The sequence below is a fragment of the Nitrobacter sp. Nb-311A genome (assembly GCF_000152905.1).
In the GTDB taxonomy this organism is placed as follows: domain Bacteria; phylum Pseudomonadota; class Alphaproteobacteria; order Rhizobiales; family Xanthobacteraceae; genus Nitrobacter.
The window spans coordinates 132682-146632 of record NZ_AAMY01000004.1 but is presented as its reverse complement, the minus strand read 5'-3'; the positions used below and the strand labels follow the sequence as shown (position 1 = coordinate 146632).

Below are 13951 nucleotides of genomic sequence, written 5' to 3'. Positions count from 1 at the left end.
TTTCTTCACGCGAACCGGTGTCCACTTCGCTTGAAAACGCTATATGATGCCGAAACAATGTTCGAGGCCCATTTCCAGACATTCGAGGACCCCGAAGGCGGCGTCGCGCTGACCGCCCGTCTGGCCGCGTTTCGCGAGGAACTGGTGCGGCGGCAACTGACCGGGTTCGTGATCCCGCGCGCGGACCAGCAGCAGAACGAGTATGTCCCGCCTTCCGAGGAGCGGCTGGCCTGGCTCACCGGTTTCACAGGATCGGCTGGCCTTGCCGTCGTGCTGCCGACGAAAGCCGCCGTATTTGTCGACGGGCGCTACACTTTGCAAGCGACGCAACAGGTGGATGTCCGGGCCTGGAGCATCGCCTCGCTAGCCGATCCGCCGCCGGAAAGCTGGCTGGCGGAGCATCTCACAGCCAGCGACCGCCTCGGCTACGATCCATGGCTGCACACCTCGGCGGCGGTCGAACGCCTCTCGGCGGCTTGCACGAAGGCGGGCGCCGAACTCGTTCCGGTGCAGAGCAATCCCATCGACGGCATCTGGACCGACCGTCCCGCGCCGCCGCTCGGCCCGGTGACGATCCATGGCGCGACGTTCGCGGGTGAAGCCGAGACCGACAAGCTGACGCGCATCCGCGCCGAGATGACAAAGCTCGGCGTCGATGCGCTGGTGCTGTCGGATTCCCACGCGGTGGCCTGGACCTTCAACATTCGCGGCGCCGATGTCTCGCATACGCCGCTGCCGCTGTCCTACGCCTTGGTGCCGAAGGACGGCCGCCCCACCATCTTCATCGATCCCCGCAAACTCTCCAACAGCACACGCGATCATCTTGAACGCAACGCCGATGTGCGCGAGCCTGACGAGCTAACCGGCGCGCTGGCGCGGGCGGCGCAATCCGGCGCGGCGATCGCGCTCGACAAAGCCACCGCCGCCGACGCGCTGAACCGCCTGATCACTTCCGCCGGCGGAAAGCCGGTGTGCGGTAACGATCCCGTCGCGCTTTTGAAGGCGGTGAAGAACCCGACCGAGATCGAAGGCGCCCGCGCCGCGCATCGGCGCGACGCCGTAGCGCTGGTGCGGTTTCTCGCCTGGATCGATCGCGAGGCGCCGAAGGGCACGCTGACCGAAATCGACGCAGTCGAGGCGCTGGAAACCTTCCGCCGGGAGACCGGCGCACTGAAGGACGTTTCCTTCCCGACCATCGCAGGCACCGGGCCGAACGGGGCCATCGTCCATTACCGCGTCACCCGCATGAGCAACCGCCGTATCGTGCCCGGCGATCTGCTGCTGATCGATTCCGGCGGACAATACGAGGACGGCACCACCGACGTCACCCGCACCATCGCCATCGGCTCGCCCACCGACGAGATGCGCGACCGCTTCACCCGCGTGCTGCGCGGCCACATCGCCATCGCCCGCGCGGTGTTTCCCGACGGCACCACCGGCGCACAGCTCGACACGCTGGCGCGGCAATTTCTCTGGCAGGCGGGCGTCGACTTCGAGCACGGCACCGGCCACGGCGTCGGCAGCTATCTGTCGGTGCATGAAGGTCCGGCGCGGATCTCGAAGCTCGGAACCACGCCATTGAAGCGCGGCATGATCCTGTCCAACGAGCCGGGCTATTATAAACGTGGCGCGTTCGGCATCCGGACCGAAAATCTGGTGCTGGTCACGGCCGCGGAGATCGCCCAGGCAGAGAAGTCCATGAACAGCTTCGAGACCCTGACCCTGGCTCCGATCGACCGCCGCCTGATCGATCACCACATCAGCAAGAAAGAGCTGATGTGGCTCAACGACTACCACGCCCGCGTCCGCCGTGAGGTGCGCCCGCATCTCGACGAGGCCACGAAAGTCTGGCTCGACGCCGCGACCGCGCCGCTACCGTAGCGCGCGCGAGGCTTGCTTCGTTCGCGCCACGCCCAAAAGAGGACGCGCGAAACGCCGGACGCAGGGCGCGACAACAAAAGTGGGTACCGGTTTTGCGTCCGGTCGCGCCAATTCTCAAAGTGGCGCGTGGCCTGGTCGCCGAAGGAAAGCAAAACGCGCAACAGTTTTCGTATCATAGAAAAATAAGAGCACCGTTGACATTTGGGTGGTGTAACCTCGGCCATCACTTGCTCGTCGCTTATCTTTTTGTTTGAGCATGATCTTTTTCCGAAACCGGGTTTCCACTTTTCGGGATCATGCTCTAATATTCTACCTTCGGAAACCATGTCTCCCCTCGCCCGTCAGGCGTCATGTCGAGAAGATTCCACAAGGGATCGGCCATGTCGCCCGCGCGGTGGTGCTGGCCCGGCGCGGCCCGCGCGAAGGCCATCTCCGAGCCCCAGAAGTGATGCATTTTCCCGTTGCGCTTCTTGAAGACGTTGAAGATCGTCTCGTCCCAGTTCTGGCCCACCGGCACCCTGTGCTGAAGCCTCATGGCTTTTGACAGCTTGGTAGTGTCGCCGAAATAATCGCCGTCGTAGCAGTTGCCCGCGGTCGAGAGCAGCGACAGGTGCTGCCAGCCGCGCTGGCGCGCGAAGGCGGTGAGCCGCGCGATCGGCGATTTGGCGACGACGTGAAACGCCGCGCGCTGGGTGAGATGCCGCGCCGCGCCGTCGATGCCATCGAGAAGATGCGCGCAACCGGAGCATGGGGAGTCGCGCTCGGGACCGTACATGAAGCTGTAAAGGATCATCGTATCGTGCGGCCCGAACAGCTCTGACATCCTCACCTTCTGCGGCATCAGATTGTCGCCGATGCGCTCGAACACATAATCCCACGGCACCTCGCCACCCAACGGCAGCGCGCGACGCCGGGCCGCGACCGCTTCGATTTGGGCGCGCAGCTTGATCTCCTCCTCCAGCAATCGGTTGCGCGCGTCTCGATAGCCTTCACTCTCGTTCGGATATCGTAGATGTTCCATCGGGAGCCTCGCGGAATGCCTGGGGATCGCCAGGGTCTTTCACTGCTTCCCGGAAAGAAAATGGTGAAAGACTCCAGCTTTAGTCTGACGCGTTTTCTTCACGCGAACCGGATTCCACTTCGCTCGAAACGCGATAGCGGGATCGAACGAAGAAAACGCCGGGCCTGGAGCCGGGTTCCGGAGGAGAGCCGCGCGATAGCAGTCTCCCCAACAAAAAAGCCCCGTCATTGCTGACGAGGCTCCCTGAACGCCCGTTTCATTGAAACGAAGCGCGAAGAAAACGTGTCCCGGTTCATCCGCGGGTGACAACGCTTTCCGATTCCCGGCATGATGCACGGCCATCATCACAAGGGGATGACAGCCAGCGCGACCATGATCGATTCTATACGTTGAGCGGGATGCGAGCGGAAAACCGCTCCGCACTTTTCCTCATCCTGCTCTATGCGAGCGAGAGATTTTCCGCGCTGACCTTGCCGCGCATCTTGTCGGTCTTCACCTCGAAGGTGACCTGCTGGCCCTCATTGAGGCCGCTGAGGCCCGCGCGCTCCACCGCGCTGATATGCACGAACACGTCGTTGCCGCCGTTGTTCGGCTGGATGAAGCCAAAACCCTTCTGGCCGTTGAACCACTTTACTGTACCTGTCGTCATCGGAGTCGTCCTTATTCCAAAGCGCGCATATGCGCGTTGTCCGCGCACGATTGCGCGAATCATCCAATCTCAGCGATGTCTTTGGAAAGGAGCCTTTGTCTTTGAAAAGACCTGCGGCGCTCTAACAAAACCAATGCCGGCAATCGAATACCCGTCCCTATGACACTTCTCGGCGGAGAAGGCAAATCCCGTATCTGCTCTGGCATTTCGGCGAATGATGCCTATATGAGTTCCATGAGCAAGTCTCCACCGAGTCCAGCACAGCTGGCCCGTAACGAACGGATGCGCACGGCAGCCATCGAGGGCGCCAAGGCCCGCGCCGATATCGAAGCGCGCGATGTCGCCATACGCAAGAACATGGAGCGCCTGCGCGCCCTGCGGCTTGCGAAGGAAGCCGAAGAGGCGGCGAAACCTAAGCCGGTGAAAGCGCCGGCCCGGGGCAGGAAGGCAGCGCCCAAACAAACCGCCAAGCTCTCGGATTTCCTTGCCTCGCAAAGAAGCACCGGCCGAACCACTTGATGGGCCGCGTGATCCTGCGAAAGATTAAACAGAATCTAAAAAGCCCCGGTCGTTCCGGGGCTTTTAGAGACTTTCACCGCTTCATGGAAACGGTGAAAGTCTCTATCTTTATGTTTTGACGCGTTTTCTTCACGCGAACCAGATTCACTTCGCTCGAACACGCTATAGCGTTCCACCGTCATGCGCGGGAGGCTTCAGGCGAGCATGATCGGGTCCGAAAACCCGTGCCCACTTTGCGCTGGCGCGGCCGTTCGGGTCGGGATCATGCTCAATACCGGTAGTGATCGCTCTTGAACGGGCCTTCAACCTTGACGCCGATGTAGTCGGCCTGATCCTTGCGCAGTTCGGTGAGCCTGACACCGATCTTGGCGAGATGCAGCCGCGCCACCTTCTCGTCCAGCGACTTCGGCAGCACGTAGACTTCTTTTTTGTACTTGCCGTCCTTGTTGTTGGCGAACAGTTCGATCTGCGCCAGCGTCTGGTTGGTGAACGAGGCCGACATCACGAAAGACGGATGCCCCATGGCATTGCCGAGATTCACCAGACGGCCTTCCGACAACAGGATCACGCGCTTGCCGTCCGGGAAGGTGATCTCGTCCACCTGCGGCTTGATATTGTCCCACTTCAGGTTCTTCAACGCTCCGACCTGGATCTCGTTGTCGAAGTGGCCGATATTGCAGACGATGGCGCGATCCTTCATCGCGCGCATGTGCTCGATGGTGATGATGTCCTTGTTGCCGGTGGCGGTGACGAAGATGTCGGCGCGCGGCGCGGCGTCCTCCATGGTCACGACCTCATAGCCTTCCATCGCCGCCTGCAACGCGCAGATCGGATCGATCTCGGAAACCATGACGCGGCAGCCGGCCTGGCGCAGCGAGGCCGCCGAGCCCTTGCCGACGTCGCCGAAACCCGCGACCATGGCGACCTTGCCGCTCATCATCACGTCGGTGCCGCGGCGGATGCCATCGACCAGCGATTCACGGCAGCCGTAGAGGTTGTCGAACTTGGACTTGGTGACGCTGTCGTTGACGTTGATAGCCGGCCACAGCAGCGTACCGTTCCTCTGCATCTCGTATAGGCGATGCACGCCGGTGGTAGTCTCCTCCGAGACGCCCTGGATGGACTTGGCCACCTCGCCGAACCAGCCCTTCGGTTTCTCTTTCAAGAGGCGCTTGATCAACGCGAACAGCACTTCCTCTTCCTCGGCACCCGGCTTGTCGAGAAACGCGGTGTCGCCCTTCTCCGCGCGCACGCCGAGATGGATCAAGAGCGTCGCGTCGCCGCCGTCGTCGAGGATCATGTTGGGATGGCCACCGCCGTGCCAGTCGAACAGCTTCGCGGTGTAGTCCCAGTAGTCTTTCAGCGTCTCGCCCTTGACAGCGAACACCGGAATGCCGGCTGCGGCGATCGCGGCGGCGGCGTGATCCTGGGTCGAATAGATGTTGCAGGAGACCCAGCGGATATCGGCGCCCAACGCTTTCAGCGTTTCGATCAACACGGCAGTCTGAATCGTCATGTGCAGCGAGCCGGCGATACGCGCGCCTTTCAAGGGTTGTTTGGGACCGTACTCCTCACGCGTCGCCATCAGGCCCGGCATCTCGGTCTCGGCGAGCGAGATTTCCTTGCGGCCGAAACCGGCAAGGCCGATGTCGGCGACGATATAGTCGGTAAAATCTGCGGTCTGCTTGGTCGCGGTGGCGGTGGCGGTGGCGGTGGTCATGGCATTCCCTAATATTGCACGAAATTAGCAAAAGCAGCGCTCGTTGCTGCGCTCTCTCCCCTTGCGAGAGAGGGCATCGTCAACGGCACTACAAACTCAACTGGGTGAGGGGGTGTTCTTCATCCCGGATCAACCCCTCGCCCGCCCTCGCTTTGCTCGGGCACCCTCTCCCGCAAGGGAGAGGGAAATATCAGACCGCGTTCTTGAGCGTCACGGCGAGATCGGTCTTCTCCCAGGAGAAGCCGCCCTCATTGTCCGGCGTGCGGCCGAAATGACCGTAGGACGACGTGCGCGCATAGATCGGCCGGTTGAGGTCGAGATGCTTGCGGATGCCGCGCGGCGTGAGATCCATCGCCTCGGACACGATCCGCTCGAGCGTGTCTTCGGGAGCCTTGCCGGTGCCGTGCGTATCGATATAGATCGACAGCGGACGCGCCACGCCGATGGCATAGGCAAGTTGCAATGTGCATCGATCGGCCAGACCGGCTGCAACGATGTTCTTGGCAAGGTAGCGCGCCGCATAGGCCGCCGAGCGGTCGACCTTGGTCGGATCCTTGCCGGAGAACGCGCCGCCGCCGTGCGGCGCCGCGCCGCCATACGTATCGACGATGATCTTCCGGCCGGTCAGGCCGGCGTCGCCGTCGGGGCCGCCGATGAAGAACTTGCCGGTGGGGTTGATGTGCCAGATGGTTTTGTCGGTGATCCATCCCTTCGGCAGCGCCTCGCGCACATAGGGCTCGACGCGCGCACGCACCTGATCGGAACTCATGTCCTCGATGAGATGTTGGTGCGAGACCACGATTTCGCGCACGCCAACCGGCTTGCCGTTTTCGTATTGCACGGTGACCTGGCTCTTGGAGTCTGGTCCCAGCACCTTTTCCTTGCCGCAGTGCCGGGCCTCGGAGATCAATCGCAAGATTTTGTGAGCGTAGAAAATCGGCGCCGGCATCAGGTCCGGCGTCTCATTGCAAGCATAGCCGAACATGATGCCCTGGTCGCCTGCGCCTTCTTCCTTATTAGCGCCGGGCTGCAGCGCGTCGACGCCCTGCGCGATGTCGGCCGACTGCGGATGCAGAAGGATCTCGATATCGGCAGTCTTCCAGTGGAAGCCGTCCTGCTCGTAGCCGATGTCCTTAATCGCGGCGCGCACAACGCTTTCAATCCTGTCCCTGGTGACGGATTCCGGCCCCCGGGTTTCGCCGGCGATCACCACCTTGTTGGTGGTGGCGAGCGTTTCGCAGGCGGCGCGGATCGCCCATGGGTCGATGCCGGCTTTCGGGCCTTCGCTGAAAAAGAGATCGACGATCTCATCGGAGATCCGGTCGCACACCTTGTCGGGATGTCCCTCCGAAACCGACTCGCTCGTGAATAAATAGGATCCGCGCATCAATCGACCTTTCGTCCGCCAGAGGTGGCGGTCCTTTCATGCTGTTGTCTGAAATGTCAGTCCCGGCGACGCGAGATGACGTAGGATTCGTCGTAGAACCAGAGACCGTTGTGCTTGCGCAAAACCGCTCTGGTGGCGTCGAGGTAACGGCCGCTTTGGGTCATCTCCGTCAGCCGGTCATCTTCGACTTGGGCGACGTAAACCGCCGCGTTCCACGCCGCGAACAGGGTCGAAGTCCCGATCGACCCGGTGACCTCATTGGGCAGCGCTTCCATATCATACCGAAAAATCGAACGATGGTCGGCATATGCGTTGAAATTGAGGTCGCGCCCCACCGAGCCAAGCTCGTACTTCACAGCGCGCAATAGCTCATGACGGCTCACGGCGAAAGGGTTTTCTCCTGGCCAGACGGCCTGGATGATCTCCAGTCCGGGGTCTTGTCCGTGTGAATGTATTCCTATTAAACGCCCTCCAGATCGTAAACTCCGCGCCAGCGGAGCGATTATTCTTCTGGCCTTGAAATTCAGGGAAGACCGAGCCCGGTAAGGCTGCGAGGCAATCACCAGATCGAAGTTGGCTTCGACCCGTCCGGCCCGTGGAATCGCGGAATCGAGCAGAAACTGGTGATCCTCACGGTAGATGACCAGCACCACCGGGCGCTCATAGACCGGCATCCCCGTGACCGGGCTGACGCTCGCCCGCCAGTTCTCCTCCAGAAACGGCCACAGGTCGCGGATTTGGACCTCGAACTCGCCGGAGGAAGCCCCTCGCAGCGACACCTCGCGCCACACCATGCTGGCCGCGGCCTGGGACGACCGGGGCGCCAGCCAAGGCGCCTCCGCATAGTTCATGTTGGTGAGCACCATAACCGTCGCAGGATGCTCAAACAACCGGTCCGGCAGCTTGTCCAGCGTCAGCTTGATATCTTCGAGACTAAGCTCCTTGCCCGCGATATAGAACGGCATGTGGGGAAATCGGCCATGCATCGACCGCATCACGCGCGCCAGCACGGTACCGTCGCCGACTCCCGCATCAAAAACCCGCAGCGCCGGTGGGCGCGGATGAATGCTGCCGAACTCCAGCGCGACCCGATCGGCGATCACCCGTTTTTCGCTGCAGGTATGAACGAAAAGCAGGTATTTTTGCCGGTTCTCGAAGAAGCGGAAATTGGCGCGGGGATCGCGCCGCTCGATCGGCTCCGGCTTGCGGACCCGCACCGCCCCATCCGGAGAACCGGAGACGATATAAGCCTCTATCCGGTTCAGGGTGTCGATGGTGATGCGCTTGCCCTCGCGCAGCCGGTGCACGAGCTTGCCGTCATTGACGGCACGCCGGCCGAAGGTCGATTCGGCCATCCCGGCCTGGCGGCAATAGCTGGAAATCTGGCTCAGCAGTTCCTCGTTTGTCATCGCAGTGGAAATGGGGCCAGACCAATGGGCAGCTGAACGTGAAGCCATCCTCCTATCACCATCTGCCCACGATTGAAACCCGCAAAGGCACCCCACCGGGCCTTTTCGTTTCAGCCTTGTGCGTATTCCGCAAGCGTGGGATATCGTCTTCGCCGCGTAATACGCGCAAGTTATTGATTGAGAACATTTTCTTCACGCGAACCGGTACCCAACCCGCTCGAAAACGCTATAAAAGGCTGAATTTCAATCTCCTCAGCATCCCTGCGAAAAGGTTTGAACCATGCGCATCGCGATGATCGGCACGGGCTATGTGGGTCTGGTGTCCGGAGCCTGTTTCGCCGATTTCGGGCATCAGGTGACCTGCGTCGACAAGGATGCGGTCAAGATCGCCGCTCTTTGCCGCGGCGAGATCCCGATCTTCGAGCCGGGCCTCGACGCGCTGGTCGCGACCAATGTCAAGGCGTCGCGGCTCGACTTCACCACCGATCTGACCGGCCCGGTGGCGGAGGCCGATGCGGTGTTCATCGCCGTCGGCACCCCCTCGCGCCGGGGCGACGGTCATGCCGACCTTAGCTACGTCTATGCCGCAGCGCGCGAAATCGCGGCGGCGATCCGGGGTTTCACGGTGGTGATCACCAAATCGACCGTGCCGGTCGGCACCGGCGACGAAGTGGAACGGCTGATCTTTGAGGCCAACCCATCGGCAGATGCCGTCGTGGCCTCTAACCCGGAATTCCTGCGCGAAGGCGCCGCGATCCGCGATTTCAAATTCCCTGATCGGATTGTGATCGGAACATCCGACGAGCGCGGACGCAAGGTGCTCGGCGATATCTACCGGCCGCTATCACTCAATCAGGCGCCGCTGATGTTTACCGTACGCCGCACCGCCGAACTGATCAAATACGCGGCTAATGCCTTTCTCGCGACCAAGATCACCTTCATCAATGAAATCGCGGACCTGTCCGAAAAGGTCGGAGCCGATATCCAGGAAGTCGCACGCGGGATCGGCCTCGACAATCGCATCGGCACCAAATTTCTGCACGCCGGCCCCGGCTATGGCGGCTCCTGTTTTCCCAAGGACACCCGCGCGCTGGTCAAGATCGCAGAAGATCACGACGCCCAACTTCGCGTCGTGGAATCGGTGGTCGCCGTCAACGATAACCGCAAGCGCGCGATGGCACGCAAGGTGGCGCATGCGCTCGGCGACAATCTTCGCAACAAAACCATCGCGGTGCTGGGACTGGCGTTCAAGCCGGATACCGACGACATGCGCGAGGCGCCGTCAATCCCGTTGATCACGGGCCTTTGCGACATGGGGGCGAAAGTTCGCGCCTTCGATCCCGCCAGCATGAAGGAGGCGCGACGCGAACTCCCCGATATCGATTATTGCGATGACGCCTATTCCTGCGCGGACGGCGCCGATGCGCTGGTGATCGTGACGGAATGGGTCCAGTTCCGCGCGCTCGACCTGCCGCGGCTGAAACGCATCATGAAGCAGCCGATCGTGGTCGATCTGCGCAATATCTATCGCGCCGAAGACATGCAGGATCTCGGCTTCGTTTACGAGAGCATTGGCCGGAACAAGAGCAAAAATGTCTAAGCAAGGCTATTCACCTGCTCCACCGAGCTCTAACCCAAGTGACTACCAATGACTCGTCCGGGCCGTCTTCTTTACGTGGGCGAACGCGTTCTCACCAGCCGTGATCAGCGCGGGGCCAATGGGAAGTTTGTCGATATCTTTTATTTGCGCTCCATCTGCGACTCGCCAACAACTACAATGTATCGGCAGTCAGGACGGCCTACCCCGCCGCCTCTTCGCGGAGCGGGGCCAAACAATAGAAGTCGACGCATGATTAAGGAAGACCCCGAAATTGAAGTTTCGCCACTGGGTGGCATAGTGGTTCGCGACGGCATGACTGTTCACGTCGAGATTTATCGGCTCGTTGAAGGAGACGAAAGCTGGACGCTTGAAGTGACCGATCACGAGGGTGGATCGACAGTGTGGGAAGATCGATTTGCTACCGATAATGAGGCATATGCCGAGTTTTATCGGGTGCTCGAAACTGAGGGCATCGGTTCCTTTTTAGAAGATCAGCCGGAATCGAGAAAGCAATAGACGACTGGCGCCGCAGCCAAGACGGACCTACCGGGCTGGTTGGAAGTAACAAGACGATCGGTGGAACAGACGCTTTCAAAGTTATGAACTGCGACGAGGACGAACGAGCATCGATGAAGGGCAGTCCGCGCCGGTCCAAATTTGCTTGGAAATCGAATGGATCTGTGTTTATTTGTCTTAGCCGGCAACCGTCCGGTCCAGGAAATCGAATCATCCTTAGCCCCGCCCACGAATGGCGGGGCTTTTTTTTGCAACCGCGCACCCCGTCGACATTTCCCGAAGTGTGGCAGAGTAGCTACAGCAACCGCTGAGGTTTTGTCTTTAGAATACGAGGTATCGATTCCAACCTAAAGGGTCCGCTCATGAAAAAGATTTTGCTAACCACTGCAGCTGTGCTGATCAGTGCATCGGCTGCTTCCGCCGCTGATTTGGCGGCACGTCCGTACACCAAAGCTCCGCCCTATGCGCCGCCCGCGCCGATCTATAACTGGACCGGTTTCTATCTCGGTGGTCACATCGGTGGTGCCTTCGGCGGCGCGAATAACATCTTCGCACCCGGTGTTGCCTTCAACAACAACGACGGCGTGTTCATGGGCGGTGTGCAGGTCGGCTACGACACGCAGTTCTCGCCGAACTGGGTGTTCGGCTTGGAGGCCAACTACAGCTTCCTCGACACCGGAAGCTTCTTTGCTAACCGTGGCCTCGGCTCGGTGACCGGCCGGCTCGGATACACTTGGGGTCCGGCGCTGCTGTACGTCAAGGGCGGCTACGGCTGGGCTGATTCGCGCTTCACCAACGGCTTCGGAGGCAACGGCGGACGCGACGGCTATACCGTGGGTGGCGGCCTGGAATACCTGTTCACCCAGAATTGGTCTGGCAAGGTCGAGTACCAGTACTACGATCTCGGCACTGTGAACTTGGTCGCGCCCGTTGTTGCTAACTTCCGCAACGACCAGCACACCATCAAGGTCGGTCTGAACTACCGCTTCAACTGGGGTGCTCCGGTTGCCCCGATGGCGCCCGGATATTGATCTAATCAGAACTGACGAGGAAAAGGCCGGCAAGTTTGCCGGCCTTTTTCTTTGCTCGAAGCGAAAGCTTAGCTCGGAATGGGGGAAACATGGTAGCAAGCGGACAGAGTTCCATCATGCGGACCAAATCGGAAGAGTAGAGAGAATGCCCGCAACTGCGGTGAATTGGCCGATGAGGCAAAGGATCTGCCGTCAAAGAACCGCTACAAGCGAAATGCAGGATGCTTGGCTCGCGCTTGCCGAGGAGCAAGACTGGCTAGATGGTCTGTCGCCGCCCCGTAAGTAGACGACCGCCGTACCGCGATTGCCTTTCGAAGCAAGCGGCTTCTTTGCCGAGCATCGAGACGCACTAGATTCCCTCGACAAAGAACTCGCGTACGGAGGCAGGCCCGGATGCGGCAAGCGGAAACAGACCAGAGATGGGGCGAAGGAAAACTCTCCATTTCTGTAACGTAACGTGAAGGGAACCGGGTATCACACTTTCGATTTAATTAGCGCCAAGAATTAAATGACTATAAACTTAAATTTAATGGCTTACCAAACCCGGTGCTTTGAAAAGTTGGAGCAGTCAAATGAAGACGGCGCTTAAAGCTTTGTCGGCAGCGGCCTTCGCTGTCATGATTGCCTCTCCTGCGCTGGCCTGCAATGGCAGGGGAAATTGCGAAAACGCGCCTGGCCAACTTAAACATGGGGTGCGGGGAGCGCCTGGACCAATTGTCGGCGCGGCTGGTCTTCCGATCCTTGCCGCAGGATACGGCGTCTACTGGCTGGTGAGGCGCCGGCGCGTCGCGCGAACAACTGTAAGAGATGAAGATGCATAGCTGAGACTGCCAGCATTGCGGCCGTCCGGCGTAAGTGGCGACCTCACCCGGCGGTCGGCATGCTGGCGAGGAGGAATCGTCGAGCAAAGGCTTTCCGCGATCGCGGAAAAGGCAGCTGACATTTAATTAAGTGCTTTTATTATTCATCCCGTCCCAAGCAAAATTGCGAGCTATCATGTTGATCTATCGGGCCAGAAGCGTCCTGCTAGCTTCTTCATTCGCTCGATCCACTATCGAACGTGGCAAATGGGTGTGTCTTCTGATCGCCGTGAGCGCCATCATTGCCGCGGACAGTCTGCTCGCGGCTGGGGCTTGGTTCGCTGTTGGCTACCTCATCGGAAAGTAGATCGGCGGTGGGAGTGAATATCTGGACAATTATGTAGGCAGCTTGGTTCACGACCAGACAGGCCGTTATGGTGGCAATGCCGCTCCCGGTTCCGAAGCCGTTCCATTGTAGGACGGCTGCCGAGACGAGAGCAATGAATACCGCGATGGGCACGAGAACATAGCCGTTGAAGCGCAGGCCCGCAGCTGCACCTATCGAGGCGCTGGTGAACAACAAAACCGGGACGATAATCTGGTCCATAGCTCGATGCCGCTCGCCCGTCAGACTAGCTAATCTTTTGCTCGAGCATTCGTAGCCCTCCGATCCCAAGCGTCACCAGTGATTTTGTGACGTAAATATTGTGCCAACAAGTACGCGAATCCGTACCTTGATATCCCGGATTCACCGGCGCTGCGCGAAAAGCGCGGTACGTCAGCACGCTCATAGGTTAGGGAGACAAAGTTCCGAGGCATTGGAACGAAGGGATTGATTCTGGACATCAGGGACCTCCACCTCAAGCCTTGCAGGGATGACGTAAAGAGCGGCCCCGCCGGTGCGGAGCTCTCGCACGACCCTAAAAAGATGCTCCGGCGCTGGCCAGCTCCCCGGCGGCATCACCTACAACTAACCGCAACGCTGGAGCGTAGGAAGCCCATCTCGCGGGAGCCTTTATCTTTGAGGAACAATCTTTCATCCGCGACGTTAAGTGAGCCCGAACGGGGCAGTAAGAGGCTTCTATGTACGTCCGCTCGATTGATCAAGCCAGACACTCCGTTCTCGCTCTTTCGCTCAACCATCTTGTGATTCAACAGTACTGGTTATCTCTAGAAATAGAGACCGTTCGCGCGATGAAACGTGAACTCGTCTCGAATGAATCGACATCAGCCCGCAGGATGCTGGCGGTTCGTGGTGAAGGCGACGGTGCTTAACTGCGCGGAATACTGTCAGGTGGCCGGTGGAGCAGCCGATAAACATCCGCTCCTAAAATTTTATCGGGGCCAGCTCGGCTGCCCTTTTTATCTGGTCATTTGCTCGCAAACGGCCAGCAGACGCTCGCCGGCAAAGTAATTGC

General features: G+C 60.0%; 11 protein-coding genes. 5 read left to right on the top strand and 6 right to left on the bottom strand.

Features of this window, described 5'->3' with window-relative positions; all coding sequences use genetic code 11:
• Positions 1–57: 57 nt before the first annotated feature.
• Positions 58–1881, top strand: coding sequence for an aminopeptidase P family protein (locus NB311A_RS02420; RefSeq protein WP_009796838.1), 1824 nt, complete (start codon positions 58–60; stop codon positions 1879–1881).
• Positions 1882–2182: 301 nt separating this feature from the next.
• On the opposite strand, the gene NB311A_RS02415 is transcribed toward NB311A_RS02420, so the two are convergent.
• Positions 2183–2902 carry a DUF899 family protein gene (locus tag NB311A_RS02415; protein ID WP_009796837.1) on the bottom strand — a complete coding sequence of 240 codons (720 nt, stop codon included), beginning with the start codon at positions 2900–2902 and terminating at the stop codon, positions 2183–2185.
• Positions 2903–3341: 439 nt separating this feature from the next.
• Positions 3342–3551, bottom strand: coding sequence for a cold-shock protein (locus tag NB311A_RS02410; protein ID WP_040673797.1), 210 nt, complete (start codon positions 3549–3551; stop codon positions 3342–3344).
• 234 nt (positions 3552–3785) lie between these two features.
• Between NB311A_RS02410 and NB311A_RS02405 the strand changes: the two genes are divergently transcribed.
• Positions 3786–4070 (top strand): hypothetical protein, encoded by a 285-nt coding sequence (locus NB311A_RS02405; RefSeq protein ID WP_040673796.1) that lies wholly within the window; start codon positions 3786–3788, stop codon positions 4068–4070.
• Positions 4071–4338: 268 nt separating this feature from the next.
• Here NB311A_RS02405 and ahcY read toward each other — a convergent pair whose 3' ends face one another.
• From ahcY to NB311A_RS02390, 3 genes are all read right to left on the bottom strand, one after another.
• Positions 4339–5790 (bottom strand): adenosylhomocysteinase, encoded by a 1452-nt coding sequence (gene ahcY / locus NB311A_RS02400; RefSeq protein ID WP_009796833.1) that lies wholly within the window; start codon positions 5788–5790, stop codon positions 4339–4341.
• Between the two features lie 190 nt (positions 5791–5980).
• The gene (gene metK, locus NB311A_RS02395) at positions 5981–7177 is read right to left on the bottom strand and encodes a methionine adenosyltransferase (RefSeq protein ID WP_009796832.1); all 1197 of its coding nucleotides are present in this window, start codon (positions 7175–7177) and stop codon (positions 5981–5983) included.
• Between the two features lie 56 nt (positions 7178–7233).
• Positions 7234–8586, bottom strand: a complete 1353-nt coding sequence (locus NB311A_RS02390; RefSeq protein WP_009796831.1) for a hypothetical protein — start codon at positions 8584–8586, stop codon at positions 7234–7236.
• A 280-nt stretch (positions 8587–8866) separates the two neighbouring features.
• Here NB311A_RS02390 and NB311A_RS02385 point away from each other — a divergent pair, with 280 nt between their 5' ends.
• The 3 genes from NB311A_RS02385 (at position 8867) to NB311A_RS02375 (ending at position 11733) form a co-directional block, all read left to right on the top strand.
• Positions 8867–10186: a UDP-glucose/GDP-mannose dehydrogenase family protein gene (locus NB311A_RS02385; protein WP_009796830.1), complete on the top strand. Its 1320-nt coding sequence runs from the start codon at positions 8867–8869 to the stop codon at positions 10184–10186.
• Positions 10187–10435: 249 nt separating this feature from the next.
• Positions 10436–10702, top strand: coding sequence for a hypothetical protein (locus NB311A_RS02380; RefSeq protein WP_009796829.1), 267 nt, complete (start codon positions 10436–10438; stop codon positions 10700–10702).
• A gap of 362 nt (positions 10703–11064) precedes the next feature.
• Positions 11065–11733, top strand: coding sequence for an outer membrane protein (locus tag NB311A_RS02375; RefSeq protein ID WP_009796828.1), 669 nt, complete (start codon positions 11065–11067; stop codon positions 11731–11733).
• 1035 nt (positions 11734–12768) lie between these two features.
• Here the strand turns inward: NB311A_RS02375 and NB311A_RS02370 are convergent.
• Complete coding sequence (locus NB311A_RS02370; protein WP_009796827.1) at positions 12769–13140, bottom strand: hypothetical protein; 372 nt, start codon at positions 13138–13140, stop codon at positions 12769–12771.
• Positions 13141–13951: the final 811 nt, after the last annotated feature.

What these genes read in the sequence shown, in the direction of transcription:
- NB311A_RS02420 (WP_009796838.1), top strand. Translation starts at nt 58, where the DNA reads ATGTTCGAGGCCCATTTCCAGACATTCGAGGACCCCGAAGGCGGCGTC.
- NB311A_RS02415 (WP_009796837.1), bottom strand. Translation starts at nt 2,902, where the DNA reads ATGGAACATCTACGATATCCGAACGAGAGTGAAGGCTATCGAGACGCG.
- NB311A_RS02410 (WP_040673797.1), bottom strand. Translation starts at nt 3,551, where the DNA reads ATGACGACAGGTACAGTAAAGTGGTTCAACGGCCAGAAGGGTTTTGGC.
- NB311A_RS02405 (WP_040673796.1), top strand. Translation starts at nt 3,786, where the DNA reads ATGAGCAAGTCTCCACCGAGTCCAGCACAGCTGGCCCGTAACGAACGG.
- ahcY (WP_009796833.1), bottom strand. Translation starts at nt 5,790, where the DNA reads ATGACCACCGCCACCGCCACCGCCACCGCGACCAAGCAGACCGCAGAT.
- metK (WP_009796832.1), bottom strand. Translation starts at nt 7,177, where the DNA reads ATGCGCGGATCCTATTTATTCACGAGCGAGTCGGTTTCGGAGGGACAT.
- NB311A_RS02390 (WP_009796831.1), bottom strand. Translation starts at nt 8,586, where the DNA reads ATGACAAACGAGGAACTGCTGAGCCAGATTTCCAGCTATTGCCGCCAG.
- NB311A_RS02385 (WP_009796830.1), top strand. Translation starts at nt 8,867, where the DNA reads ATGCGCATCGCGATGATCGGCACGGGCTATGTGGGTCTGGTGTCCGGA.
- NB311A_RS02380 (WP_009796829.1), top strand. Translation starts at nt 10,436, where the DNA reads ATGATTAAGGAAGACCCCGAAATTGAAGTTTCGCCACTGGGTGGCATA.
- NB311A_RS02375 (WP_009796828.1), top strand. Translation starts at nt 11,065, where the DNA reads ATGAAAAAGATTTTGCTAACCACTGCAGCTGTGCTGATCAGTGCATCG.
- NB311A_RS02370 (WP_009796827.1), bottom strand. Translation starts at nt 13,140, where the DNA reads ATGGACCAGATTATCGTCCCGGTTTTGTTGTTCACCAGCGCCTCGATA.